Annotated in this window: 27 protein-coding genes; 12 read left to right on the top strand and 15 right to left on the bottom strand. The window is 34.1% G+C overall.

From position 1 onward, the window contains the following. Positions 1-68: 68 nt before the first annotated feature. Together WBF61_RS03355 and WBF61_RS03350 are read left to right on the top strand one after the other, a co-directional pair. Positions 69-560: a GNAT family N-acetyltransferase gene (locus WBF61_RS03355; protein WP_424253898.1), complete on the top strand. Its 492-nt coding sequence runs from the start codon at positions 69-71 to the stop codon at positions 558-560. Positions 561-608: 48 nt separating this feature from the next. Next, positions 609-2,072 (top strand): amidase, encoded by a 1,464-nt coding sequence (locus tag WBF61_RS03350; RefSeq protein ID WP_424253897.1) that lies wholly within the window; start codon positions 609-611, stop codon positions 2,070-2,072. A 51-nt stretch (positions 2,073-2,123) separates the two neighbouring features. Here WBF61_RS03350 and WBF61_RS03345 read toward each other — a convergent pair whose 3' ends face one another. The 6 genes from WBF61_RS03345 to WBF61_RS03320 all read right to left on the bottom strand — a co-directional run bounded on the left by WBF61_RS03345 (position 2,124) and on the right by WBF61_RS03320 (position 7,411). Next, the gene (locus WBF61_RS03345) at positions 2,124-2,771 is read right to left on the bottom strand and encodes an SDR family oxidoreductase (RefSeq protein ID WP_424253895.1); all 648 of its coding nucleotides are present in this window, start codon (positions 2,769-2,771) and stop codon (positions 2,124-2,126) included. A gap of 109 nt (positions 2,772-2,880) precedes the next feature. Next, positions 2,881-4,065 carry an amidohydrolase gene (locus tag WBF61_RS03340; RefSeq protein ID WP_424253893.1) on the bottom strand — a complete coding sequence of 395 codons (1,185 nt, stop codon included), beginning with the start codon at positions 4,063-4,065 and terminating at the stop codon, positions 2,881-2,883. 115 nt (positions 4,066-4,180) lie between these two features. Beyond that, the gene (locus tag WBF61_RS03335; RefSeq protein ID WP_424253891.1) at positions 4,181-5,311 is read right to left on the bottom strand and encodes a sodium ion-translocating decarboxylase subunit beta; all 1,131 of its coding nucleotides are present in this window, start codon (positions 5,309-5,311) and stop codon (positions 4,181-4,183) included. Between the two features lie 22 nt (positions 5,312-5,333). Next, complete coding sequence (locus tag WBF61_RS03330; protein WP_424253889.1) at positions 5,334-5,702, bottom strand: biotin/lipoyl-containing protein; 369 nt, start codon at positions 5,700-5,702, stop codon at positions 5,334-5,336. A 14-nt stretch (positions 5,703-5,716) separates the two neighbouring features. Further along, the gene (locus WBF61_RS03325) at positions 5,717-5,998 is read right to left on the bottom strand and encodes an OadG family transporter subunit (RefSeq protein ID WP_424253888.1); all 282 of its coding nucleotides are present in this window, start codon (positions 5,996-5,998) and stop codon (positions 5,717-5,719) included. 15 nt (positions 5,999-6,013) lie between these two features. Further along, entirely contained in the window at positions 6,014-7,411 is a 1,398-nt protein-coding gene (locus WBF61_RS03320) for an oxaloacetate decarboxylase subunit alpha (RefSeq protein WP_424253887.1), read from the bottom strand. Positions 7,412-7,761: 350 nt separating this feature from the next. Here WBF61_RS03320 and WBF61_RS03315 point away from each other — a divergent pair, with 350 nt between their 5' ends. After that, complete coding sequence (locus WBF61_RS03315; protein WP_424253885.1) at positions 7,762-8,667, top strand: Gfo/Idh/MocA family protein; 906 nt, start codon at positions 7,762-7,764, stop codon at positions 8,665-8,667. An 86-nt stretch (positions 8,668-8,753) separates the two neighbouring features. On the opposite strand, the gene WBF61_RS03310 is transcribed toward WBF61_RS03315, so the two are convergent. From WBF61_RS03310 to WBF61_RS03300, 3 genes are all read right to left on the bottom strand, one after another. Continuing rightward, a complete protein-coding gene (locus tag WBF61_RS03310) occupies positions 8,754-8,936 on the bottom strand; it encodes a hypothetical protein (protein WP_424253883.1) in 183 nt (60 codons plus the stop codon). A gap of 10 nt (positions 8,937-8,946) precedes the next feature. Beyond that, on the bottom strand, positions 8,947-9,639 hold the full coding sequence (locus WBF61_RS03305) for an NAD(P)H-dependent oxidoreductase (protein ID WP_424253881.1): 693 nt from the start codon (positions 9,637-9,639) through the stop codon (positions 8,947-8,949). A gap of 150 nt (positions 9,640-9,789) precedes the next feature. After that, complete coding sequence (locus tag WBF61_RS03300) at positions 9,790-10,815, bottom strand: DUF7309 domain-containing protein (RefSeq protein ID WP_424253879.1); 1,026 nt, start codon at positions 10,813-10,815, stop codon at positions 9,790-9,792. Positions 10,816-11,034: 219 nt separating this feature from the next. Between WBF61_RS03300 and dhaK the strand changes: the two genes are divergently transcribed. The 4 genes from dhaK to WBF61_RS03280 all read left to right on the top strand — a co-directional run bounded on the left by dhaK (position 11,035) and on the right by WBF61_RS03280 (position 13,633). Then, positions 11,035-12,024, top strand: coding sequence for a dihydroxyacetone kinase subunit DhaK (gene dhaK / locus WBF61_RS03295; RefSeq protein ID WP_424253878.1), 990 nt, complete (start codon positions 11,035-11,037; stop codon positions 12,022-12,024). Positions 12,025-12,039: 15 nt separating this feature from the next. Beyond that, the gene (gene dhaL, locus WBF61_RS03290; RefSeq protein ID WP_424253876.1) at positions 12,040-12,627 is read left to right on the top strand and encodes a dihydroxyacetone kinase subunit DhaL; all 588 of its coding nucleotides are present in this window, start codon (positions 12,040-12,042) and stop codon (positions 12,625-12,627) included. Next, on the top strand, positions 12,620-12,994 hold the full coding sequence (gene dhaM, locus WBF61_RS03285) for a dihydroxyacetone kinase phosphoryl donor subunit DhaM (protein ID WP_424253874.1): 375 nt from the start codon (positions 12,620-12,622) through the stop codon (positions 12,992-12,994). The genes dhaL and dhaM overlap by 8 nt, the downstream gene beginning before the upstream one ends. A 198-nt stretch (positions 12,995-13,192) precedes the next feature. Then, the gene (locus WBF61_RS03280; protein WP_424253872.1) at positions 13,193-13,633 is read left to right on the top strand and encodes an OsmC family protein; all 441 of its coding nucleotides are present in this window, start codon (positions 13,193-13,195) and stop codon (positions 13,631-13,633) included. Positions 13,634-13,693: 60 nt separating this feature from the next. Here WBF61_RS03280 and WBF61_RS03275 read toward each other — a convergent pair whose 3' ends face one another. Then, positions 13,694-14,221: a DUF1456 family protein gene (locus tag WBF61_RS03275; RefSeq protein ID WP_424253870.1), complete on the bottom strand. Its 528-nt coding sequence runs from the start codon at positions 14,219-14,221 to the stop codon at positions 13,694-13,696. Between the two features lie 328 nt (positions 14,222-14,549). Between WBF61_RS03275 and uraA the strand changes: the two genes are divergently transcribed. Beyond that, positions 14,550-15,812, top strand: coding sequence for a uracil permease (uraA, locus tag WBF61_RS03270; RefSeq protein ID WP_424253869.1), 1,263 nt, complete (start codon positions 14,550-14,552; stop codon positions 15,810-15,812). A 48-nt stretch (positions 15,813-15,860) separates the two neighbouring features. On the opposite strand, the gene WBF61_RS03265 is transcribed toward uraA, so the two are convergent. Together WBF61_RS03265 and WBF61_RS03260 are read right to left on the bottom strand one after the other, a co-directional pair. Continuing rightward, a complete protein-coding gene (locus tag WBF61_RS03265) occupies positions 15,861-16,433 on the bottom strand; it encodes an NUDIX hydrolase (protein WP_424253867.1) in 573 nt (190 codons plus the stop codon). A gap of 371 nt (positions 16,434-16,804) precedes the next feature. Next, positions 16,805-17,353 carry a DUF488 family protein gene (locus WBF61_RS03260; protein ID WP_424253865.1) on the bottom strand — a complete coding sequence of 183 codons (549 nt, stop codon included), beginning with the start codon at positions 17,351-17,353 and terminating at the stop codon, positions 16,805-16,807. 182 nt (positions 17,354-17,535) lie between these two features. On the opposite strand from WBF61_RS03260, the gene WBF61_RS03255 reads away from it, so the two are divergent. Next, the gene (locus WBF61_RS03255; protein WP_424253864.1) at positions 17,536-18,726 is read left to right on the top strand and encodes a coenzyme F420-0:L-glutamate ligase; all 1,191 of its coding nucleotides are present in this window, start codon (positions 17,536-17,538) and stop codon (positions 18,724-18,726) included. A gap of 67 nt (positions 18,727-18,793) precedes the next feature. Here the strand turns inward: WBF61_RS03255 and WBF61_RS03250 are convergent, their stop codons facing one another. The 3 genes from WBF61_RS03250 to WBF61_RS03240 all read right to left on the bottom strand — a co-directional run bounded on the left by WBF61_RS03250 (position 18,794) and on the right by WBF61_RS03240 (position 21,245). Continuing rightward, positions 18,794-19,810, bottom strand: coding sequence for an FUSC family protein (locus WBF61_RS03250; protein ID WP_424253862.1), 1,017 nt, complete (start codon positions 19,808-19,810; stop codon positions 18,794-18,796). A 69-nt stretch (positions 19,811-19,879) separates the two neighbouring features. After that, the gene (locus tag WBF61_RS03245) at positions 19,880-20,677 is read right to left on the bottom strand and encodes a hypothetical protein (RefSeq protein WP_424253860.1); all 798 of its coding nucleotides are present in this window, start codon (positions 20,675-20,677) and stop codon (positions 19,880-19,882) included. Between the two features lie 100 nt (positions 20,678-20,777). Further along, a complete protein-coding gene (locus WBF61_RS03240; RefSeq protein ID WP_424253859.1) occupies positions 20,778-21,245 on the bottom strand; it encodes a GNAT family N-acetyltransferase in 468 nt (155 codons plus the stop codon). A gap of 338 nt (positions 21,246-21,583) precedes the next feature. Here WBF61_RS03240 and WBF61_RS03235 point away from each other — a divergent pair, with 338 nt between their 5' ends. From WBF61_RS03235 to fabV, 3 genes are all read left to right on the top strand, one after another. Next, positions 21,584-22,291, top strand: a complete 708-nt coding sequence (locus tag WBF61_RS03235) for a pseudouridine synthase (protein WP_424253857.1) — start codon at positions 21,584-21,586, stop codon at positions 22,289-22,291. Between the two features lie 112 nt (positions 22,292-22,403). Beyond that, positions 22,404-22,730 carry a PTS sugar transporter subunit IIB gene (locus tag WBF61_RS03230; protein ID WP_424253855.1) on the top strand — a complete coding sequence of 109 codons (327 nt, stop codon included), beginning with the start codon at positions 22,404-22,406 and terminating at the stop codon, positions 22,728-22,730. Positions 22,731-22,841: 111 nt separating this feature from the next. Further along, positions 22,842-24,038, top strand: a complete 1,197-nt coding sequence (gene fabV, locus WBF61_RS03225) for an enoyl-ACP reductase FabV (RefSeq protein ID WP_424253853.1) — start codon at positions 22,842-22,844, stop codon at positions 24,036-24,038. Positions 24,039-24,198: the final 160 nt, after the last annotated feature.

Raw genomic sequence — 24,198 nt, 5'->3', positions numbered from 1 at the left:
TTAACCACCTTACTAAAAGGACGTAGATTATCTGCAGTCCTTTTTAGTTTATTTAGGAGGAAATAAATATGATCCAACTAACACCCGCTACAACCCAAGAAGATGTTCAACTCATTGTTCAGTTAGCAAAAGAAATTTTGGAAGAGCATTACACTTCTATTATCGGGCCTCAACAAGTTCAGTATATGCTTACTATCTTTCAATCTAAAGAAGCTATCTTAAATGACTTAGACCGTGGGAAAAAATACGTACTTGTTAACTTGAATAACCAAACTATTGGGTATTTTAGTTATGAACTAATCGACAAGCAGCTCTTTCTTAGCAAGTTGTATCTTAAAAAAGATCAACGTGGCAAAGGCAATGGACGTTTTCTTATAGCTCAGATAAAAGATATTGCTCAAAAAAATAAAAAAAGAGTCATTGTTTTAACAGTCAACAAGCACAATCATGCTAGTATTGCTGCTTATAAAACATTGGGATTTACCTTAGTCAAACAACAGCAAGTTGACATCGGAAACGGTTATATTATGGATGATTATGTTTTCCACTATTCTCTCTAATGAAAGCTAATTTGCTAAAAACAATACAGTAGAAATGAGGTTTTTGATATGAAAATAGATCGAAACAATGATGGCTTGGCTACTGCCAAAAAACTTCATGATCACGAAGTCACTCCTTTTGAATTAGTTGAAGAAGCTTTTAAAAAAATTGAAGCCCAGAACCCTAAATGGAATGCTGTTATTCATACTCGCAAAGAAAAAGCTCTGGAGGAAGCAAAAAATAAAGATTTCTCCAATACGTTATTTGGTGGTTTACCTATTTTAGTCAAAGGCTTAGGCCAAGATGTCGCTGATGAACCTAGTACTTCTGGGTCTCGACTTTTAAAAAATAACTATGCTAAATATACAAGTAACTTCACAAAAGCATTAGAAAAAGCAGGATTTATCGTGATTGGCCAAACAAATACACCTGAATTTGGCTTCAAAAATATTACTGATCCTAGTTTATACGGTCCGACTCGTAATCCTTGGAAAGCTGATTACTCACCTGGTGGATCGAGTGGTGGCGCTGCTGCTAGTATTGTTTCAAATATGGTTTCAATCTCAGGAGCTAGTGATGGTGGTGGTTCTATTCGGATACCTGCAGCTTTTTCAGGTCTTGTCGGTTTAAAACCTACTCGTGGAAGAACGCCCATTGGACCTGGTTCTGGTCGCGGTTGGCAAGGCGCTTCTATTAGTTTTGTTTTGACAAAAACGATGCGCGATACGGCAGCGATGATGGATGTGTTACAGACAGTTCAAGAATTAGCTGCTTTCCAAACTCCTCTTTTTGAGTTTGGCTACCTAAATACGTTACAAAAGTCTGCTCCAAAAAAATTTAAAATAGCTTATTCTTTCATCTCTCCTGTTCATGGACCGGTTAGTTCAGATGCTAAAAGGAGCGTATTATCGACCGTAGATTGGTTACGTCAAAAAGGGTATGAAGTTGTAGAGTGTACTCCCAATATAGATGGTGTAGCTTTGATGCAAAGTTATTACACAATGAATGCTGGAGAAACAGCTGCTATGATGGCAAACCTAGAGCAATCTCTCCAACGATCTTTAACTATTGACGACATGGAATTAATGACTTGGACATTATACAATGCTGGAAAATCTATTTCAGCGGCTACCTATTCCAATAGTTTAGCTGCTTGGGATACCGCTGCAGAAACGATGGCACAGTTTCATGAGACTTATGACTTATACCTAACCCCTACTACTGCAGACACAGCTCCTTTAATCGAAGCTAAATTGCAAACCGATGAGCAGATTGAACGCATGAAGCGTGTCACTGAGCTAGCACCTGAGGAACAACAAACGCTCATTTGGGATATGTTTGCAAAGAGTTTAGATATTACGCCTTTCACCCAACAAGCTAACTTGACAGGACAACCAGCCATTAGTTTACCCGTTTTTTTGACTGAAAAAGGCTTGCCACTAGGAGTACAGTTCACAGCTCCAAAAGGTAAAGAAGACTGGCTACTTTCTATAGGATATGAAATGGAAAAGGCTGGGTTATTTATTCAATAAAAAATAGCATACCTTTAAAAATATATACTTTTAAAGGTATGCTATAATTTTTTATTCTATTTGATCTAAAGCTTCTTTAATTTCTGTATTCCCTGAAATCAAATCAAATGCTTTTCTGCTTAAGTTTGAATGGTCTAAAGCTGAAACAATTGTACTGGCTACGTCTTCTCTAGGGATGGACTTAATAGCTGTTTCTTTTCCAAGTTGGATTTTACCTGTACCCGGTTTATTTTCTAACATGCCCGGACGAAAAATAGTATAATCTAAACTACTCTTTTCTAGCATTTGGTCTGCATAATATTTAGCAGCCATGTAAGGTTTCATTTCTTCACTCCATTTTCCACGGTCATTCGATGCAATCGAGCTGACCATTATGAATCGTTTAACACCTGCTTTTTCGGCTGCCTCTATTGTTTTTGCGGCACCATCCAAATCAATCAGTATTGTCTTGTCGTACCCAGTAGAACCGCCTGATCCCGCTGAAAAGATAACGGCATCTACTCCATCCATTGTTCGCTGGATATCTACTACAGATCCTTCCAAATCAGCCAATTTTGCTTCTACTCCCTTGCTTTTAAAATCTTCTACTTGATTATCTTTTCGTACCATTGCTTGGACGTTATGCTGTTTATTTTTTTGTAACTTTTCTACTATCATTTTTCCTATTTGACCATTTGCACCAACAACTAATACGTTCATCTTTAAGATACCCCCTTGAGATATTTTTCTATTATCAGTTTAACAAAGATAATAAGATAAGCCACTGAAAGGAACTCAGCAGCTTAACTTTTTTAATGATTAACATTGACTAATCTAAGGCAAAATAACCACAAACTACATCTCCTACAGCTTTTGCAGCAACCATAATAGATTCTTCATCTACATCAAATTTAGGATGATGGTTATCATAATATGTTTTTTCTCCTTTTGGTCGACACCCTACAAAGAAAAAACAACTTGGGATTTTTTGAGAATAATACGCAAAATCTTCATTACCAGTTTGCATTGGAGCTTCTACTACTTCTTTTAAATAGTCATCCAGACCATTCTCTAAATAATCTACTACACTGCTTGTTAGTTCAGGGTCATTCGTCACTGGAGGACAGCCCTCTTCAACGGTCATGATTGTTTGAACAGCAAACATTTCTTCCAAGCCTTTTGCTAAACGCTTTACTTCACGATTTAATAATTCAAATGTAGATTCTTTCATGTAACGCATATCACCTTCTATCGTTACAGCATCCTTAATTACGTTAAAAGCTCCTTTCCCCTCAAATGAACCGATTGTGACTGTACCAACTTCAAAAGGATCTAATCTCCGACTAATGACCGTTTGGAGTGCCGTTACAAAATAAGAACCCGCTACAATGGCGTCATTCGATTTGTGTGGCGTTGAAGCATGCCCACCCGTTCCTCGAATAGTTATTTTAAACTGTGCTCCTCCTGCCATCGCTGCTCCACTACGATAAGCTACAATACCTACTGGATAATCGGGCATAACATGAATTCCGATTATATGATCTACATCATTCAAAACACCAGATTCCATAATATATTTTGCCCCACCCGGAGGAGCTTCTTCAGCATGTTGGTGAACAATTTTTATTGTTCCCGGAATTTCTTCTTTCAATTCAATCAAACAGTCCGCCAGTACCATCAAATAAGCTGTATGAGCATCGTGTCCACAAGCATGCATAACACCCTTGTTTACTGATGCAAAGGGTAATCCTGTTTCTTCTTCAATTGGTAAAGCATCAAAATCAGCTCTCAAGGCTAATGTTTCTCCAGGTTTACCTCCGGTAATCGTTACGACAACACCATTTCCACCTACGTTAGTTTCTATATTTGCTGCTTTTCCTTGATAGAAAGCTGCTATGTAAGCTGCCGTTTCCTTTTCTTGATAAGATAATTCTGGATGAGCGTGCAAATGTCTGCGAATTTTAATCATTTCTTCTCTTCGTACATCTAACATCTTCATTAATTTTTCTCTCATCTAAATCCCTCCAATTAAAGTCATTTTTTATTCATTTCTATTAGTTATTTTACTATAGCATAATTTTTAAAAAATCACTTAATCGAAGAATGATTAAGTGATTTTTTAATTTTACTTAACTAAAAAACTGCAATAAAACACCCGCTGCAACCGCTGATCCAATTACACCTGCAACATTAGGTCCCATCGCATGCATCAATAAAAAGTTTGAAGGGTTAGCCTTTACTCCTTCTTTTTGAACAACGCGTGCAGCCATAGGTACTGCTGAAACACCCGCTGCACCAATCATTGGATTCACTTTACCGTTTGTTACTTTACACATTAATTTTCCCATTAATACTCCGCTCGCTGTTCCTATGGCGAATGCAAGCAGACCTAAAATAATAATTTTAGCTGTTTGAACGGATAAGAATAACTCTGCCTCAGCTTTTGCTCCAACAGTAATCCCTAAAAATACAGTGATAATGTACATTAAAGAGTTTTGAAGTGTATCCGTGATATTAGGTACTCTTCCACTTTCCTTAATAAGATTTCCAAGCATTAACATACCAATTAAAGGAGCAGATGAGGGCAGTAATAGGATAACAAAAATAGTTACAACTATCGGAAAAAGTATCTTTTCTTTTTGAGATACTGGTCTTAACTGCTCCATTTTTATTTCTCGTTCTTTTTTAGTCGTTAATAGCTGAATAATAGGCGGCTGAATAATTGGAACTAACGCCATATAAGAATATGCCGCCAAGGCAATACTTGAAAGCAAATGTGGCGCTAATTGACTTGTTAGAAAAATAGCTGTTGGTCCATCTGCTCCTCCAATAATTCCTACAGAAGCCGCTTCTTGTCCTGTCATCCCTAATGCTAAAGCTCCAAAAAAGGCCACAAATATCCCAATTTGAGCCGCACCTCCAAGTAATAATGTCTTCGGATTTGCAATTAATGGACCAAAATCAGTTGCTGCACCTAAACAAAGAAAAATTAACGGCGGGTAAATACCAAGATTCGTTCCCTGATACAAGTAATAGAGTAGTCCTCCATTACTGCCCTCAACAGGTGGTGCCATCAACCCTCCTATCGGTAAGTTTACTAACAACATTCCGAAAGCAATTGGAATCAATAGGTAAGGCTCATAGCCTTTTTTTATAGCTAAATATAGAAATGTACAAGCAATCCCAATCATAATAGCTTGTTTATATGATAAGTTAGCAAATCCTGAATTTATCAGAATCTCTTTTATTGCTTCAATCATAATAATAGCTCCTCATCTGACATTATAGTCTGACTAAACTAGCTCCTGCCTCGACTGTGGTACCTTTCGATACCATAACTTCTTTTACTGTTCCATCTTCAGGTGCTACAATTTCGTTTTCCATTTTCATTGCTTCCAAAATACATAAAACTTGCCCAGCTTTTATCGTATCTCCTAATTGAACCAATACATTGATGATTGTCCCGGGCATCGGTGCCTTTATGTCGACCTCAATTGAATTTGAAGTTGCTGCTAGTTTTTGATGACTCGGTTCATTCTTTGAAACCAATCTTTCATTTTTATTTTCATGAGTATTCATACTCACTTCATCAACTTCTTCTACTGAAACTTGATAAACTTTATTATTTACCGTAATTTCATAAGTTTTCATCCCACTAAGCTCCTTTATTTCACTCGTTTTATGGAAGTTACTTGATAGTATTTGTCTTGTTGGTCTTCATTAGCTAAAATTAAAGCCGTTAAAGCTGCTACAATTTTTGTTTCTTCATCTTCTTCTAATACATTTATCTCTGCTAAAGGTAAAGCATTTTCTTGATTTAAAGTTTTATCTTCCTTAAAAATATATTTAAACGAAATTAGAATTAACTGTAGCCCAAAAAGTACGAGGAAAACAATTACAATAGATATAATAGATACATTTATGCCTTCTGATAAACTGATTCTCATTCTTTTCTCCCTCCTTTACATAACAGCGTTGATTCGAATCACTTCCTTATTTATTATTTTTTTGGACTGATACTTTTCTTTTAAAAACGTTTCCCCTAATTGTGGAAACATCGCATAAATTAAAATATCTTCATCTGTCTTAGCGATAGCTTTTATTTCTTTTTTTTGTTTTTCAAATTCAGGTTCCAATAGATCTGCTGGTCTACCTGTTATAACTTCGTCATTGCCAATAATTATTTTTCTTATGGATTCATTGATTGGAGCTGGCGGAGTACCGTATAGACCTCGAACATAATCTTTAATTTCATTTGGGATCATCTTATAACGTTCTCCTGATAAAACATTAAATACAGCCTGTGTCCCAATCATTTGACTCATCGGAGTTACTAATGGTGGAAAACCTAAATCTTCTCGCACTTTCGGTACCTCGCGTAAAACTTCTTCATATCGTTCTTGGGCATTGGCTTGTTTCAATTGCGAATATAGATTAGATAACATCCCGCCTGGAACTTGATAAATTAAAGCTTTTGGGTCAACTGTCATCATTTTAGGATCTAAGATCATTTCTTTCAAATAGTGATCTTTAATTGGTTTAAAATAATCTGCAATTTCTTCTAGAATGTCTTTTTTTAAATGTGTTTCATAGCCTAACTCCGTTAAAACAATGCTTAACGATTCTGTAGCTGGCTGGCTAGTTCCACCTGAAAAAGGAGATATCGCTGTATCGATGATGTCTGCTCCCACTTGGACAGCTGTTAAGTAAGTCATTTCTGATATCCCACTTGTTGCATGCGTGTGTACTTCTATTGGTAAAGAGGTCACTTCTTTAATAGCTGGGATTAATTTTTTCACGACAAAAGGTGTTAAGATGCCAGCCATATCCTTGATGCAAATCGAATCTGCTCCCAATTCATCCAACCTCTTTGTTAATTTTTTATAATAATCAATCGTATGAATTGGACTGATTGTATAACAGATTGTTAACTGAACATGACCACCATATTTTTTGACCGCTTTTACGCAAGCTTCCATATTGCGACTGTCATTTAAAGCGTCAAATACACGAATGATATCTATTCCATTCTCAATAGACTTTTCAATAAATTTATCAACAATATCATCTGCATAATGGCGGTAACCTAAAAGATTCTGTCCACGCAAAAGCATCTGCAAAGGTGTGTGTTTCATTCTCTTCTTAATTTCTCTTAATCGTTCCCAAGGATCTTCATTTAAAAAACGAATGGACGCATCAAATGTCGCTCCTCCCCAACATTCAATCGCGTGATAGCCTACCTTATCCATTTTTTCTAGAATAGGTAGCATTTCTTCTGTCTTCAAGCGTGTGGCCATTAGACTTTGATGAGCATCTCTTAAAACCGTTTCTGTAAACTGAACGTCTTTTATTTTATTCAATACCGTCACATCCTATCTTAAGCAGTTTCTTATTAATTAAATGCCACTATTCTAGAATAAAAGTAGTTGAATCTTACAAATGAATTTACTCACAATCCACCTTTCTCGTTCATTTTTATTAAACACTAGTTACAGCCTATTAAAAGCGCTTACATAAAAAGAATGCTTTTGTACTTATTTTAACATAAGCTAACAAAATAGTATCAATATCCTACTCCTTTTCAGTGCTTTATTTAAAATTGAATTTTAGCTCTTAGTACAGTACACTTTAACCAACAAGAAAATGCTTCTTAATTTAGCATGTAATACCGTTAAATTTTATTAAACTATATTTTAATGGAGGAAAAAAGATGAGGATTGGAATTATTGGTTTAGGCGATATTGCTCAAAAAGCTTATTTGCCTGTTCTTAATGAGAAAGAAGGTATAGAACTTGTCCTTTGTACTCGTAATAAAGAAAAATTAGAAAGTCTTGCAAAAAAATATCGTCTATCAGAATATGTTCAGACTGTCGAGGAATTAATTGATTCAAAGGTTGATGCGGCTTTAATTTGTACTCCTTCTCCTACACACTTTGAACTAACAAAAAAACTATTAGAAAATGGTGTTCATGTTTACATCGATAAACCTATTGCAATGAATTTAAATGAGACGAAAGAAATTGTTCAATTAGCAAAAGAAAAAGAATTGATTGCGATGGTAGGATTCAATAGGAGGTTTGCTCCGATGATTACAGCTTTAAAAAATGAAGGAAAAGCTGAGTTGGTTATGATACAAAAAAATAGGTATATCCTTCCTGGTGATAAAAAAAGTTTCGTTGTGCAAGACTTTATTCATGTCGTGGACACATTACGCTTCTTAATGGATACTGAGATCCTTGATTTAACGGTTCAATTTTTAGAAAAAGAGGGTTTGCTTTATAATGTTGTCATTCAATTAATTGGTAAAGAATGTACAGCTGTTGGTATCATGAATCGAAATAATGGTATAACGGAAGAAATCATTGAATACATGGCTGCCGGAAACAAGCTTGTTGTTACTGATCTTGTTGAGACTGCTCAATTTTCAAACGATTCAAAAAGCTTCATTGAATTTAATGGCTGGGAGCCAACTTTAGCCAAACGAGGTTTTTATCAAATCATCGAACATTTTATTGAATGTGTCGATTTGAACAAGCAACCCGATCCCTCTATTTCTGATTCTCTTATTACTCATGAAATATGCGAGGAAATCTACAAAAGAGTTACTAAATTTTAATTTTTTCTGCTAAATAATGTAAGCCCCAAAAGACGACCTCCTTAAAAATGGATACTCGTTTTTTGGGGCTTTATTTTTTTAAATACTTAGTCATTCCAATCTCTAGGGCTCCACAACCGGCCGTCGAGTTCACCTTCCATTTGATTTATCCGTTTAAATTGTTCTTTTACTATGTCCATTGTTGCTTTAAGTAAAGCTTTTTGCTTATATTCTTGGCTACTAGAAAACAATGCTTCTAATTCCAATAATAGCCAGTCTTCTCTATCCATTGTTAACCTCCTAGTTCATATCGTCTAATAAAAGTTTTAAATCGTCCATTGTTTCTCTATTCTCTTCTATCATTTCAACAACGTGCTGTAGTTTTTCTTCGCTCCCTATCCCTAAAGAAGATAAATCGGTTTTTTCTAGCTGATTTAATACCCATTTTTCACGAGAAAGGAAACTAGGATCAGCATCATTCGTCAAGAATAATTGATAGTCAATGAGTAAAGTCATTTTCTCTTCTTCGGTCATATAAACAAATTGATGAATTGAAAAAGTTTTTAAGAATATCATTCCTGTTTTATGAGCCATGGCTTGAAAAGGTTTCGTTAACTCATCTATACTATATAATTCTTTTCCCCCAGCTTGATAATCTGTTTTTGCAGCTCCTACTAATAAAACAAGTGCAAATTCTTTATCCTTCAGTTGATTGCCTTTTTTTCCATACGCAAAATCATCTGTTAATACTTCATCTTGCCACTGCTTAAGTAAAGCTGGCGAGCTGTACCAATAAAGTGGAAATTGAAAAATAATTCGATCATGTGCAGCTAGTATTTTTTGTTCCTCGCTAACATCTATAGGCTTATTAGAATACTGTTCCTCCAGATGACGTATCGTTATCTCGTGATCACTAGGAATTGAGTGAAGTAAGTATTGTTGACTACTAGACTCTTTAATCTCAGGATGAGATATAATTATTAATGTTTTCACTCATTTATTCTCCTTCATCTACCATTTAGTCTCAATACGACTTGTACTTAATGTAACGCATAATCTCTTACTAAGTATAGATAAATAATAAAAAAAAGAAAGAAAATGACTTTTATCATTTTCTTCTCCTAAATTGTATTTTTATTCTAACTAATAAAATATGTCTCTTTTCAAAGTAGAAATCATTGGCAATTTTTGAATAGGAATTAGCTCAATTTCTAAGTTTAACAATAAATTTTCTAAGTACCTAGCAATTCTATGACAGTGATGTATATTAATAACAATTTTTGGTGGTTTCCCATTTTCTGATAAAATCAGCTGAATTAACACGCGTTGAATAGCTTCACTATCACCTGGTTCAAAAAACTCACTACAAATAATTTTATTGTCTTCACTATCTACCACTAACAAAACTAATGGAAAGTAAGGTCTTTCTCCATTTTCTGGAATTATAGGCGAATTCATAAAATCAATGTCTAATTCCCAAATAGAAGGGCCTATTTTTTGATTGCCAACTCTTTTCATTTCAAAAGAGGTTAATAATATTGGAGCCGCTTTTTTCAACTGTGAAATACCTGCTAAACTATCTTTAGGTAAGTCAAATAAACCATCTATATAGTTCCCATTTTTTTGATATATTCGACTTAGTATTTTAGAAGGCAATAATTCTTCTCCATAAAAAGCCTTTTTTCCACGAAAATCCTTAGCTGTTTCTTTGAATTTTTCCATTACTTCAATTATTAACGGAATGTCTTGCTCATCCATTGAGGAGGGATGGTAACCTGGAAAATAATCTACAAAGACTGGCCATGATTTTTTACCTCTAAATAGTATCCCACTCTCTTTAATAAACTGATATTCTTCTTTGCTAATGGATTTTCTATCTTCATATTCTATAGAAAGGCAATGCTGAACTTGAATCACATCTAACATTGAGGTAAATTGTTGTTGCTTTATTTTTATTGACGCTTCAAAAAAACAAGCTAATTCTTCTAAATTTCGGTGAACTAGAAATCCATAATTGTGTTCTTTTTCACCTAATACTGAAATGATTACAGGCTCTTTTCGATCAGGGAGTTGTATAGCAATCAAATCTGTTTTTGAATAGTCATCCCAAAATTTTTCTTCATACAATTGTTTAGCAAGCTCATACAATCGATGCTGTAGAACCATCATAAGTTAACTCCTTTCGCATAGATAGAATGACTAACTATCTCATTTATTTTAGTATACCAAAATAAACCGCTTTCAACTTTATTTTTTTAATTTTTCAAGTATAGATCTACTTAAGAAAATAATTCATTTTTATTTTAGTCATTGTATTTGTTGTTAGCAATAAAAACGGTTACAATGGAGATGTACCCTATAAAAACAGACTACTAGGAGGACTTTTTAATGAAAAAAATTATGAATGATCCCTCATCTATTTTAGATGAGATGCTTAACGGTATGATTTTTACTTACGATGATTTGATAGAACGTTTACCTGAAACAAATGTTATCCATCGAAAAACTTCTCATAATAGAAAAGTAGCGCTAGTAAGTGGCGGTGGCAGCGGGCATGAACCTTCTCATGCTGGTTTTGTTGGACAAGGTATGCTTTCTGCCGCTATTTGTGGTGAAGTCTTCACATCTCCTACTCCTGATCAGATTTTAGAAGGAATCAAGGCTAGTGACGAGGGACAAGGTGTGTTTATGATTATTAAAAATTACTCTGGAGATATCATGAATTTTGATATGGCAAAAGAATTAGCAGAAATGGAAGATATCGCTGTTGACTTTATAGTTGTTGATGACGATATAGCTGTTAAGGATAGCACTTACACAGCTGGAAAAAGAGGAATTGCAGGAACTGTTTTTGTTCATAAAATATTAGGTGCAGCTGCAGATGAAGGTCTTTCTTTAAAAGAAATTAAAGTACTAGCTGATCAGTTAATTCCAGCTGTTAAATCTCTTGGTGTAGCTTTACGCGCTGCCACTGTTCCTGAAGTAGGAAAACCTGGATTTGAATTAGCTGAAGATGAAATTGAATTTGGTGTCGGTATTCATGGTGAGCCAGGATATCGCAGAGAAAAAATTAAGCCTTCTAAAGAGTTAGCAAAAGAAATAATCGACAAATTAAAAGACGAATTCCAATGGGAAAAAGGGGAAAAATATGCTGTTTTAGTTAACGGCATGGGTGGAACACCTTTAATGGAACAGTTTATCTTCATGAATGATGTAAAAGAATTACTGGAGAATGAAGGAATTGAATTAGTCTTTAAAAAAGTAGGAGACTACATGACCTCAATTGACATGCAGGGACTTTCATTAACACTAGTTAAATTAGAAGAAGATAGATGGCTTGATTATCTAAATGCACCTGTAAAAACGATTGCTTGGTAAGAAAGGATGAATAAAATGCTCTCTGTAGAAAATACAAAACAATGGTTGACTCTTTTCACAGCCCTATTAATAGAAAATAAAGCTTACTTAAGTGAGTTAGATACCGCTATTGGTGATGGCGATCACGGCAACAATATGGCACGTGGGGCAACTGCTTTAAATGAAGTTCTAGAATCTAAAAATCCAGAAGACATTCCCTCTTTATTAAAGTTAATCGGAATGACTTTGGTCAGTAAAGTTGGTGGAGCTTCTGGTCCGCTTTACGGGTCCGCATTTATTAGTATGGCAAAAGTTAGTCAAGAGAACACTGATTTATCTGTTCTTTTACAGGCTGGTTTAGATGGTATCCAAAAAAGAGGGAACGCAACTGCTGGCGAAAAAACAATGGTGGATGAATGGATTCCTATTATACAAGCTGTTAAAGAAAAAAAATTGACTATAGAATTAATTGAAGAAAGCGTCCAAAAAACAAAAAATATGAAAGCTACCAAAGGACGCGCATCTTACCTGGGGGATCGCTCCATTGGACATATTGATCCTGGTGCTATGTCTAGTAGTTATCTATTTAAAACAATGATTGAGGCAGGTGTTTATGATGAGTAAAGAATATGGAGTTTTGTTGATTTCTCACGTAGATGGGTTAGCCAAAGGAGTTGCTACATTACTAAATGAAGTTGCAGCTAATATAACTATAAAAACAGCTGGAGGAACTTCGGATGGAAGCGTTGGAACTAGTTTCGATAGAATTCAAGAAACTTTAGAATCTTTTGAAGAGAATAACATTTTAGCTTTTTACGATTTAGGTAGCGCAAAAATGAATTTGGAATTAGCTATTGAAGTATCGGATAAAAACGTTACTTTCTACGACATAGCTTTCGTTGAGGGATCCTATACTGCAGCTGCCTTATTGCAAGCAGAGGCTTCTATAGAGGCTATCGAAGAACAACTTCTGCCTTTAAAAATAAAATAAGGGTGTTCTAATTATCAACTAACTGTACTGCAGAGTACTATGGCAGTACAGTTAATTTTTGCTAACCAAAATGTTCAACTAATACATTAGATAGTCATTTAAACTAAAAAATTTTTATATACAATTACATGTGAATAAATGAGCATAACATACTTTATTATGATACAATAAAGTATAAACTAATAGGAGGTTTTTTTTATGGCAATTGAAACATTTCACGCAGTAGCTAAATCAATTGGTGGATTAAAAGTTTCATGTACATCAAGAAATTTTGAGTTTATTTTAGATGAACCTAGAAACTTAGGCGGATCAAATGAAGGGATGAATCCAGTAGAAGCATTATTGTCATCTCTGGGAGGTTGTAAAGTCATTGTAGCTCGCTCTTTCGCTAAAATGCATGGCATAAATTTAAAAGACATTCGTGTAGAATTAGAGGGAGAGTTAGATCCTGATGGTTTTATGGGAAAAAATAAAGACGCCAAAATAGGGTTCTCAACAATTGTATCTAAATTTTATATTGATGCTGATAATACTGATGAAGAAATAGCAGATTTCGTAGCTTTTATTGACCGCACATGTCCAGTAGCTGACACAATTCATCATGCTCCTATTACCAAAACTGAAATCCACAAAAATTAATTAAAAAAACACTGTAATTTTTCTTAATATGTAAGAAAAATTACGGTGTTTTTTCATACCTTAGTCATTTCGATAACGTAAAGCTAATCCTTTTAAAAAGTTTCTCGCATATCGATCGCCACACTCTTTGTAGTTTCGTTGTCCTTCTCTTCTTAAGACAGCACTTAGTTCACTTTTAGACAAATGAACTCCTGTTTCATCTAAAATACCAAGTATATCATCACTAGTAAGAGATAGAGCTATTTTTAATTTTTTAAGCATGACATTATTCACACTTCTATCATTTTTTATCATTCCCTCTACTTTACTCGTTTGTTCACCTGGTTGAGCTTCTTTTTTTCCTCTTTTAAAGACAATTAGACCATTTAAGAAAGCCTCTAAGACAGTGTTTTTACATTTTTTCATGTATTCATTAACTGAATACCCTTCTTCATCTGCTTGAGTTTGTTTTGATTTAACTTTTGTTAATAGTTGTTGAACCTCTTCTTTGGTTATCTCTAAGTCGCCTAATTTAAACATTTCAACCATTTCACTGTCTTTAATATCTAAAGCGTATCTTAAGCGTACAAGCCTATCATTATTATTCATTTTCGTCCTCCGAATCTTTCTCAATTAGATCTTTCATTTCTAATCTAATTAAATTAGTCTATTTATTGCATTATGCCATGAAATAGTACTCTTGACTAGTCGACAACATGGAGGATTCTTCTTGTGCTTAATTAAGTGTTTTAAAAAAATATTAGTCCATTATTGTAATTATTATTTATTACTGCTAGAATAACGGAAGCGAAGTCCTTTTAAACTAATCCAGAGAGATTAAAAAGGGTAACAAATCAAATATTTGATACCTTAGGTCCTTTTGCGAATAACACATTCAAAAGGCATTTTTTTGTGCCTAAAATTGGGGGAATCATAGATGTCAAAGAAGAATATTATTCAAGTAGATGAAAAAGTACCAGCAAAATTACTTATACCTTTGAGCTTGCAACATACGTTTGCAATGTTTGGAGCATCGGTTTTAGTTCCTATTATTTTTGGAATTGATCCGAGTATTGTATTGCTAATGAATGGACTTTCAACGCTATTATTCATTTTTATCACAAAAGGAAAAGCTCCGGCTTACCTAGGTTCGAGTTTTGCATTTATCGGTCCGACTAGTATTATTATTGCTAATCAGGGATTTCAATATGCACAAGGAGCTTTTGTTGTGCTAAGTTTGATTGGTTGTCTTTTAGCTCTTTTCATTCACCGAGTAGGAACAGCATGGATTAATATTGTACTCCCACCTGCAGCTATGGGAGCTGTTGTAGCTTTAATTGGATTAGAGCTAGCAGGAAACACCGTTAATGGAGGTACAATAGGTGCCAATTTAATGACCGATACTGCAACATCTCAAAACTTCATTATTTTCTTTATCACTTTGAGTGTCGCTGTTTTAGGTTCTGTATTGTTTAAAGGTTTTCTATCTACCATTCCTATTTTAATTTCTATTGTCGTAGGATATATTTCTGCTATTGCTTTTGATATGGTTGATTTCACGCCTGTTTTAGAAGCCTCTTTATTCACCATGCCTCACTTTCAATGGGCAAAATTTGATTTTCAATCTATCTTAACAATGCTACCTGTTCTTTTAGTTTTGACTTCCGAACATATTGGTCATCAAGTTGTGACATCAAATGTTATTGGACGAGACTTAATGAAAGAACCAGGTTTACACCGTTCATTATTTGCAGATTACTTAGCGTCCGCTATTTCTGGCTTAATTGGTGGTGTTCCTACAACGACCTATGGTGAGAACATAGGCGTTATGGCTATTACACGTGTTTATAGCGTTCGAGTTATTGCTGGTGCTGCTATTTTCTCAATCTTTATGGCTTTTATCGGACCATTAGCAGCTTTAATTTCAACTATTCCTGGAGATGTCATTGGTGGTGTAACTTTCTTACTTTATGGAATGATTGGAACAAGCGGGTTGCGTTTACTAGTTGAGTCTAAAGTTGATTATAGCCAGTCTAGAAATCTTATTCTAACATCCATTGTATTCGTTGCTGGATTAAGTGGTTTAAGTGTTAACTTTGCGGGTATTGAGTTAAAAGGAATGATTCTTGCCAGTGTTGTCGGTATTGTTTTAAGTATCTCTTTTTACTTATTTGATAAACTAGGTTGGATGAATGAATAAACTAAAAAAACAAGCTTCTATGCAATTGCATGGAAGCTTATTTTTTTACTACAAATTATTATTTTGATACTCTTTTAATTTCTTATTTAATTTCTGATAAATTATTTTCATTTCAGGCTCGCTACAAGCCTCTATAGCTTCGTCTAATTCCATCCATTCTACTCCACTGTTTTCATCAGGTTTAATCGATGTTTTTTCATTTTCATCTGCTTCAATTAAATAAGTAAAATTTAAATGAAGATGTTCAGCAATGAGTTTGTTTTTTTTCGTATGCTCTGGAACAGTTAATATTTCAATAGAATAAATGTCTTCAGACACAGAATCAATAGCTAGTAAGCCTGTTTCTTCTTGCGTTTCTTTTAAGGCTACATGCAACAAATCTGCATCGCCATCTGCATGACCGCCTAACCATGACCAAGATTGATAAATATTATGATACGCCATTAAGACTTTTGTTCTCGCTTTGTTTACTACCCAAGCTGAAGAAGTAAAGTGAGCTTGTTCATTTTCTCTTGTCAATAGGTTATCAAATGTCTTCAAGTAATGTAATATCTCCTCTTGATCTTTCGTTTCTTGAGCATCAAAGGGATGATAGTGATTCAGTTGTTCGATTAAGTTCATCTAAATTTCTCCTTTAATTAAATTTAATGTTCCGCCACATATTTGTTCTAATCTACTGATCTTATTATTATAGGATATCAGAAAGAACAGACGTAAAAACTAATTTCTATAAAAAATTCTAGATAAGAGAGTTTCTTCTGTGCCAAATATACTTATCATTGGGCTTTAGGTTAAAAATGTAGAAGATAATGCCTCTTTTTAGAAAAAATAGTTTACAGCTAAAGAAGTTGAATGAGTTAAACTAAATGACAATTTATTACTCTTAAACTGTTATCTAATCGTCACTTCCAATTTTTTGATGGTCACTCTATTAGTGAACACTCTCCTGAAATTGCAAACAACCGACTTTAGCAATGCAATTTGCTCGTTTATTAGTTTTTATCTTCAGGAATTCTTGGATAAATGAGTGTAGACCCTTCTTTTACAGCTTTCGCACCATACTTACTTATCTCATGTGAAATTGTTTTTTTCTCTGTCATAATATGCTTAACTTCCCAACCTGTTAGCGTTAAAGTATTGGAAATAATTAATCGATGACATCTCCAAGGAACACTTTCTGAACACATATAACAAGTTGTTTTTTTATTGCCTAGATTAATCAGCTCAACCATTGCTTCTTCGTACTCTTTCGTTAAACTATACGCTGCATAGTTCTGAAACGATGTGTTTTTCCATCCATTAACTAATGAATGATCTATTTCATCATTCTTCTTTCTTCTCCCACCCAATGAACGCATATGATAGTAAGCCATACCATTTTTGGGTATCCATTCTTCCATACTTTCTTTATTAAATTGAGGCATATAATTACTCCCAGGATAGGACCGCACATCAACTAATGTCTCAATATCGTATGCTCTAAGTAAAGAAAGAAATTCATCCTTGCTGTGAGTTGAATGACCTATTGTGTAAATCTCCATATAAAATCCCGCCTCTCTACTTCAAAAAACTACTCACTATATTTGAAAAAAACTTGTCTATATACTAAGTATTATAATATAACATTTTACATCTATCCATTCAGAAAGGTATAATAGAATAATAGTGTATAGGTTGTTGTACATACTTATATATAAAGTACTTTTTACTAGGGGAGATTATATTGGAAAGAGCAGTTGGAACAGTTGTACGAGGTCTTCGTGGACCAATTATCAACCAAGGCGATGATATTGAACAAATCGTAGTGGATACGGTATTAAATGCAGCAAAAATTGAAGGCATCACTTTTGAAGATCGTGATATTATAACGATTACCGAATCAATTGTTGCACGTGCACAAGGAAATTATGTCAGCATAGATGATATTGCTGAAGATATTCACACAAAATTTGGAGACGAGACAATTGGTGTTATTTTCCCAATTCTTAGTCGCAATCGTTTTTCAAACATCCTACGTGGTATAGCTAAAGGAGCAAAAAATATTGTTTTGATGTTGAGCTATCCTTCTGACGAAGTGGGTAACCAACTTGTTGATATCGATGAATTAGATGTTAGAGGCGTTAACCCTTGGACAGATGTTTTAACTGAAAGTGAGTTCCGTGAACACTTTGGTTATAAAAAACATAAATTCACTGGTGTTGACTACATCGAATATTATCGTTCAATCATAGAAGCTGAAGGAACAAGTTGTGAAATTATTTTTTCAAATGATCCGAAAACAATTTTAACTTACACTAAGAGTGTACTTGCAAGTGATATCCATTCTAGAGCTAGAACAAAACGCATTCTTACTAATGCTGGTGCAGATAAAGTTTATGGCTTGGATGATGTCTTATCAAAATCAATCAAGGGTAGTGGATTTAATGAAGCTTATGGTCTTCTTGGATCTAATAAAGCAACCGACGATACATTAAAGTTATTTCCTCATAGTTGTCAGCCAATTGTTAATCATATTCAAGAAAAAATGAAAGAACAAACAGGCAAATTGATTGAGGTAATGGTTTACGGTGATGGTGCTTTTAAAGACCCAGTTGGAAAAATTTGGGAACTTGCAGATCCAGTTGTTTCGCCTGCTTATACATCTGGTCTTAGTGGAACTCCAAATGAAGTTAAATTAAAATATTTAGCAGACAATAATTTTTCACATCTTCGTGGAAAGGAACTGAATGATGCGATTTCTAATTATATCGTAAACAAAAAAGAAGACCTTGTTGGTGCGATGGAAGCTCAAGGGACTACTCCTCGTAAATTAACAGATTTAATCGGGTCATTATCTGATTTAACTTCTGGTAGTGGCGATAAAGGAACACCTATCGTTTATATTCAAGGTTATTTCGATAACTTTACTGAATAATGTATTTATCAAAAATGATTAGTAAAAAAGCAAAAATCCTAATAAATAGGGTTTTTGCTTTTTTTGCTTAATTAGCCGTATCTAACGTTTCGTAATCCTTGTACTGTTTCTGAAAAATCAATTTATCTACTAATAGAGCTAGCGCAGTGCCAACTAGTATATAGCCTACCCTATTCACTGCAGCATATAGAGTATTATTTACTAACGCAGTAGACGCAATAACCGATATTGTTACACAAATCATTTTATCTCTATAATTTGTTGTATAACTATCTAGGTAACCACCAACTAGTATAATCATTGCTCTTAAACTGGTATCTTTAATAAAGAAGAATAAGACTAAGACAATTAATGTCCCTAGAATGGTTCCTTGAATTCTCTGCTTAGATCGACTAATACAATCTTCCGAATACAATTCTGTTAATGCGAATACTGTGTAGACAACCCATCGACCTTCTTGTAAATTAAAAAAGGCTACTATAAAAGCCGTGATTGCTGTTATTAAGCCGATTCTAAGGGCATATGCTCCTCTAATCGAATGGATTGCATATTCTCTTCCAAATAGTCTAACTGGCTCATACAAGCTATTAAACTCATCAATTGGACCTGGATTAAGGAGTTCTTCTTCTTGGGAAATATTTTTTCTATGAACAATAAACTGGACGATCATGACCAAAACTGCACCAGCTATTAGTCCTATTAACCGTTTATTAAAATCTATTCCAGAAACTGGATTGTACAACATAAATAAATAGTGCAGCCCAAAAGGGACAACCATGATTTTATTTAATCTAGAACTAAAAAAATAACCTATTGTAGACAATGCGATAAAATTTAAAACCAACCCTATCCATATATTTTGGCTCGAAAAATAGGTTAGAATACCTGAAATTAAATTTATGCTTGTTAGCTTCATAAAATTTTCAACTGGCTTTTGAGTTAAATCTTCTTGCATGAGTACCAATAGAACAATTAAAATTGTGATACCTACTAGATTATTGTTTACTCCGAATACATATCCAAATAAGTTTATGAAAGCCAAAATCATAGCAAACATAACCGTATTTGACACAATTTTTTTCAACAACTATTCCCTCCTTTATAACAACGAACAACATTATCACAAAGAAAAAAAACTTACAAGTAGATTGCTTTATAAATAAATATTGCGTTTTGGAGCCGGAATCCATTTCCATCTGTTTAATTTGAATTGAATAACAGCCCCAACCACTAAAAAGCCCATATAAATGATGGAAACAAGTGATAGTAAAAAATATCGATTTTTTAATTCAGTAGATGAAACCAAAAATTGATACATCTCATAACAAGCCCAAGCTGCTGGAATAGTAAAACTTGCATTTTTTAACCAACCCATCATAAGAACCGCAAGGATAAAAGCTAAGCTCAGTAAGATAATGCCCCACGATTCTTCTGAAAGTCCCCATTTGTTCCATTCTCTTTCCACTAAGTAGGCAGCTAAATTAGCAATAGACACAATTAAAAGCCATCCATTGTATAGGCCAAAAGTTAAGGCTAAAAAATTTTTTTTATTGTCATTATTCCTTACTATCATCCTATTCATAGCAGTTAAAACAACCGTTAATCCTAAAATAAAAACAATGGAAATTAATCTTTTGTTAGATAGAAATGTAACAACCCAACCAATAGTTAGTAATGACGATAACCAAAATAAAGGAGAGATGTCATCAATCATATTGCGATAACTTGCTCTATTTCGATTCAAAATCATAACTACCAGTGACATAAAAATTAACGTATAAATGACTCCCCAGATACTCAAAGTAAACGGAGCAGGATTTATAGGCGTAAGGTAGTTGTTAAACAGTTCTTTTTGATTGGTGTTTTTTATTAAATTACTACTAAAATAATGAACGATTAGTAGAATAGCAAATACAGCACTATTTATCCATGCTTTAATAGCTGTCTCCATGATGACCCTCCTAAAAATTCTATCTTGTATAAAAACTAGTACATCATTCTTCTTACTTCTGTTTCTTTTATTACATCTTCCAACTTTACTTTATTTGTAACTAGTTCTTATCTGTGGAACTAAAAAGTGTAATCGATGAATCTAATGAACTGAATCCATTAGCGAGATAGAAAGATTCAGCTGGATAACCTCTATCTGTATCTAATAGTATCGTGGAAACAGTTAACGTTTTTAATTGCTCCTTAATAAAGGCTAAAAAAAGAGTCCCTATTCCTTTACTTTGATAGTCATTTGAAATATAAAATGTATCCAAATGATACTCTTCCCCCTTATACCAAGGTCTAACAAAACCAAGTGCTGCACCTAGTAATTTAGTCGTACCCGTTTCTCTAACGATATATCCTTTAAAAGTATTTAATCTCATCATTCGATTAACGTATTCTATAATTTGCTCTTGCGTCAATTGATCATTCCACGGTTCAGCTGAAAATACCTGAATATAACTGTTGACCACTTCTTTTAAATCATTAGTAGTCATTTCTCTAAAATATAGTTCTTTCTTTTTCATTTCTTTAACCAGCTTTCTTAAAAAAATAGTTTTATTTTCATTCATTGTTTTGTGTATCTAGACCTTTTTTAATACCTTATAACAGATACAATCACTCTCTTCGTCTTGTCTTAAATTTACATGAAAGAGTGTATCGTTTCAAGAAATCATTTTAAGAATAAATGATTTAACTAGCCTGCTAATCTACTATTTATTGATTATTGCTATGCACTCATTATTGCTTATAGACAACTCTTCCTAACCGTTCAAAATGACTTTATAACCTAGTAGGTGAATTTACTTTTGATATGACGTATAGTAAGTATAGAAATACTATTCTTGAATTAGGAAGTGTCTGTATGCGTATAAATAAATACATAAGTGAAGCAGGAAAAGCCTCTAGACGAGGTGCTGATAAATTAATTACTGAAGGCCGTGTCTTTCTAAATGGAAAACGAGCAACTATAGGTAGCCAGGTAGAAGTTGGAGATGATGTACGAGTAGATGGCAATCAACTATATGTTGCTAGGAACAATGTATACATTGCTTTAAATAAGCCTGTTGGCATTACTAGTACCACTGAGAAAGGAGTAAAGGGCAATATCGTTGATTTAGTTAACCACCCCTTTCGAGTTTTTCATATTGGACGTCTGGATAAAGATTCAGAAGGGTTAATTCTCCTCACTAATGATGGCGATATCGTTAATGAGATTTTACGTTCTGAGAATCGACATGAGAAAGAATACATTGTTTCAGTTGATCGCCCTATTAATCCAGAGTTTTTAGAAAATATGTCTACAGGTGTTAAAATTTTAGATACGACGACACTCCCTTGTGAAGTTGTCCAATTATCAAAATACGATTTTAAAATCATCCTTACTCAAGGACTAAACCGTCAAATTCGTCGAATGTGTGAAGAATTAGGTTATAATGTCTATCGTTTACAGAGAATTCGAATTATGTCTATTCAATTGGGCACTCTTCCTGTTGGACAATGGCGTTATTTATCCAAGAAAGAAAAAACGAACTTATTTAAAGAACTAAACTATGAACCTAAAGAATGGTAGTGAAAAATGACTGAAATGAACTTTTTAACTAGCTAATTCTAGAAGAAATAAGTTGCCAACTTAATTATTTAATGAGAACGCATTCATTGATTCATATTGGAGGAGAGTTTAGTTGAGTAAAAGAGTGATTATGTTAGTATGCTCGGGAGGGATGAGCACTAGTCTTCTAGCAGCAAACATGGTTAAAGTCGCCGATCAAATTCATTTAGATGTAGATGTCTTTGCTGTTCCAATGTCCGATGCAGTCGATTTTGCAAACAAACATACTGTTGATGTCTTGCTAGTAGGTCCTCAAATCCGATATATGTTAACTGATTTCAAAAATAAGCTTGCTTCTACTGCTATCCCTATAAGCGTTATCCCTATGAAAGATTACGGCATGATGGATGGTAAAAGTGTTCTAGCTTTTGCAGATGAGCTAATTAAAAATAATGCCTAATTGAAAAAGACTAATAGCCACTTAATAGTAAACTTTCAGTCGTTTATTGTAATGGTAAATAGCTTTTTCTGGTATTATGTTCTTATCAAGATTTAATGGGGGTAATGACTAATGTTAAAATTCGAACATAAATTACGTGGAAATGTAGCTCTTGGTATAAATCCACTTGGGTGTAAACAAGAAGTATTAAATGAAATTGACTATGTAAAAAATAAAGGGACCTATTTCGGTCCTAAAAAAGTCTTAATCATTGGTGCATCATCAAGTTATGGTCTAGCTACTAGAATTAGTCTGGCTTTCGGAGCAGGATCAGATACTATAGGTGTTTCATTTGAAAAAGGACCTAAGAGTGAAAGAAATTTAGGAACAGCTGGTTGGTATAATAATATTGCTTTTAGAGAAGCCGCTGAAAAAGAAGGTTTGATTGCTAAGAACTTTGTTCAAGATGCCTTTAGTCACGAAAGTAAACAAGACGTCATTGATTATATAAAGAAAGATTTTGGTGGAAAAATAGACTTAGTGGTTTACAGTTTGGCGAGCGGAGTGAGAAAAGATCCTGATACAGGAGAACTTTACCGTTCTTCCATTAAAGCTATTGGAGAACCTGTTGTTGGCCCTAGTATTAATATGGAAGAGCAACTTTATTATACTGAAACGCTAGATTATGCAACGGAGCAAGAAATCGCTGATACCGTAAAAGTGATGGGTGGCGAAGACTGGCAACTTTGGATGGAGGCACTAAAAGACGCTGATGTACTGGCAGATAACGTTTTAACAACTAATTATTCTTACTTAGGAACTGAACTGAATCATCCTTATTATGGCGGTGGGACTCTTGGTTGTGCCAAAGCGGATTGTGATGAGAAGACAGAGGCTATTAATGAGTTGCTTTCTGATATAAACGGTAAAGCCCAAATTGTTGTAGCCACTGCTGTTACGACTAAAGCAAGTGCCGTTATTCCATTTTTCCCTGTCTACTGTATTGCTCTCTATAAAGTAATGACCGAGCAAGGAACACACGAAACACCTATCATGCATCAAGATCGAATTTATCGTGAAATGATCTATGGAGATCGAGCTGAATATGATGAGATGGGACGACTTAGACCGGATAACTGGGAAATTAACAGTGACACTCAAGCCAAGACAAAAGAACTAATACAAACATTAAATGCCGATAATTTTAATTCTGAAATAGCCGCTTATGATATTCTGTATAAAGAATTCTCTGTTTTAAGTGGTTTCTTAGTTGAAAACTATGAAGAACAAGAAGTTACTATAGATGAGTTAAAAGAACTAACGTATTAATTTTTTAGAATCTCATTCATTCAGTATAAACTCAGTATAAACTTTTCATAAAAAAGATAGTGTTTATCAGAGGCTTAAAAACCTGTGGTAAACACTATCTTTTTTTTGATGAGAATAAGCTTAGGTGATTTTTTAATATCTACTTATTTATATAAAAAAC

The sequence above is a fragment of the Carnobacterium sp. genome, from assembly GCF_049673005.1.
In the GTDB taxonomy this organism is placed as follows: Bacteria; Bacillota; Bacilli; order Lactobacillales; family Carnobacteriaceae; genus Carnobacterium_A.
This window is presented reverse-complemented; position numbering and strand designations above follow the sequence as displayed.

Excerpts from the sequence above, each read along its gene's own strand:
- dhaK (WP_424253878.1), top strand. The coding sequence starts at position 11,035 with ATGAAAAAAATTATGAATGATCCCTCATCTATTTTAGATGAGATGCTT.
- fabV (WP_424253853.1), top strand. The coding sequence starts at position 22,842 with ATGTTAAAATTCGAACATAAATTACGTGGAAATGTAGCTCTTGGTATA.
- WBF61_RS03260 (WP_424253865.1), bottom strand. The coding sequence starts at position 17,353 with ATGGAGATTTACACAATAGGTCATTCAACTCACAGCAAGGATGAATTT.
- WBF61_RS03330 (WP_424253889.1), bottom strand. The coding sequence starts at position 5,702 with ATGAAAACTTATGAAATTACGGTAAATAATAAAGTTTATCAAGTTTCA.
- dhaM (WP_424253874.1), top strand. The coding sequence starts at position 12,620 with ATGAGTAAAGAATATGGAGTTTTGTTGATTTCTCACGTAGATGGGTTA.
- WBF61_RS03350 (WP_424253897.1), top strand. The coding sequence starts at position 609 with ATGAAAATAGATCGAAACAATGATGGCTTGGCTACTGCCAAAAAACTT.
- WBF61_RS03335 (WP_424253891.1), bottom strand. The coding sequence starts at position 5,311 with ATGATTGAAGCAATAAAAGAGATTCTGATAAATTCAGGATTTGCTAAC.
- WBF61_RS03325 (WP_424253888.1), bottom strand. The coding sequence starts at position 5,998 with ATGAGAATCAGTTTATCAGAAGGCATAAATGTATCTATTATATCTATT.
- WBF61_RS03240 (WP_424253859.1), bottom strand. The coding sequence starts at position 21,245 with ATGAAAAAGAAAGAACTATATTTTAGAGAAATGACTACTAATGATTTA.
- WBF61_RS03275 (WP_424253870.1), bottom strand. The coding sequence starts at position 14,221 with ATGAATAATAATGATAGGCTTGTACGCTTAAGATACGCTTTAGATATT.
- WBF61_RS03310 (WP_424253883.1), bottom strand. The coding sequence starts at position 8,936 with ATGGATAGAGAAGACTGGCTATTATTGGAATTAGAAGCATTGTTTTCT.
- uraA (WP_424253869.1), top strand. The coding sequence starts at position 14,550 with ATGTCAAAGAAGAATATTATTCAAGTAGATGAAAAAGTACCAGCAAAA.
- WBF61_RS03340 (WP_424253893.1), bottom strand. The coding sequence starts at position 4,065 with ATGAGAGAAAAATTAATGAAGATGTTAGATGTACGAAGAGAAGAAATG.
- WBF61_RS03315 (WP_424253885.1), top strand. The coding sequence starts at position 7,762 with ATGAGGATTGGAATTATTGGTTTAGGCGATATTGCTCAAAAAGCTTAT.
- WBF61_RS03355 (WP_424253898.1), top strand. The coding sequence starts at position 69 with ATGATCCAACTAACACCCGCTACAACCCAAGAAGATGTTCAACTCATT.
- WBF61_RS03300 (WP_424253879.1), bottom strand. The coding sequence starts at position 10,815 with ATGATGGTTCTACAGCATCGATTGTATGAGCTTGCTAAACAATTGTAT.
- dhaL (WP_424253876.1), top strand. The coding sequence starts at position 12,040 with ATGCTCTCTGTAGAAAATACAAAACAATGGTTGACTCTTTTCACAGCC.
- WBF61_RS03245 (WP_424253860.1), bottom strand. The coding sequence starts at position 20,677 with ATGGAGACAGCTATTAAAGCATGGATAAATAGTGCTGTATTTGCTATT.
- WBF61_RS03280 (WP_424253872.1), top strand. The coding sequence starts at position 13,193 with ATGGCAATTGAAACATTTCACGCAGTAGCTAAATCAATTGGTGGATTA.
- WBF61_RS03235 (WP_424253857.1), top strand. The coding sequence starts at position 21,584 with ATGCGTATAAATAAATACATAAGTGAAGCAGGAAAAGCCTCTAGACGA.
- WBF61_RS03265 (WP_424253867.1), bottom strand. The coding sequence starts at position 16,433 with ATGAACTTAATCGAACAACTGAATCACTATCATCCCTTTGATGCTCAA.
- WBF61_RS03345 (WP_424253895.1), bottom strand. The coding sequence starts at position 2,771 with ATGAACGTATTAGTTGTTGGTGCAAATGGTCAAATAGGAAAAATGATA.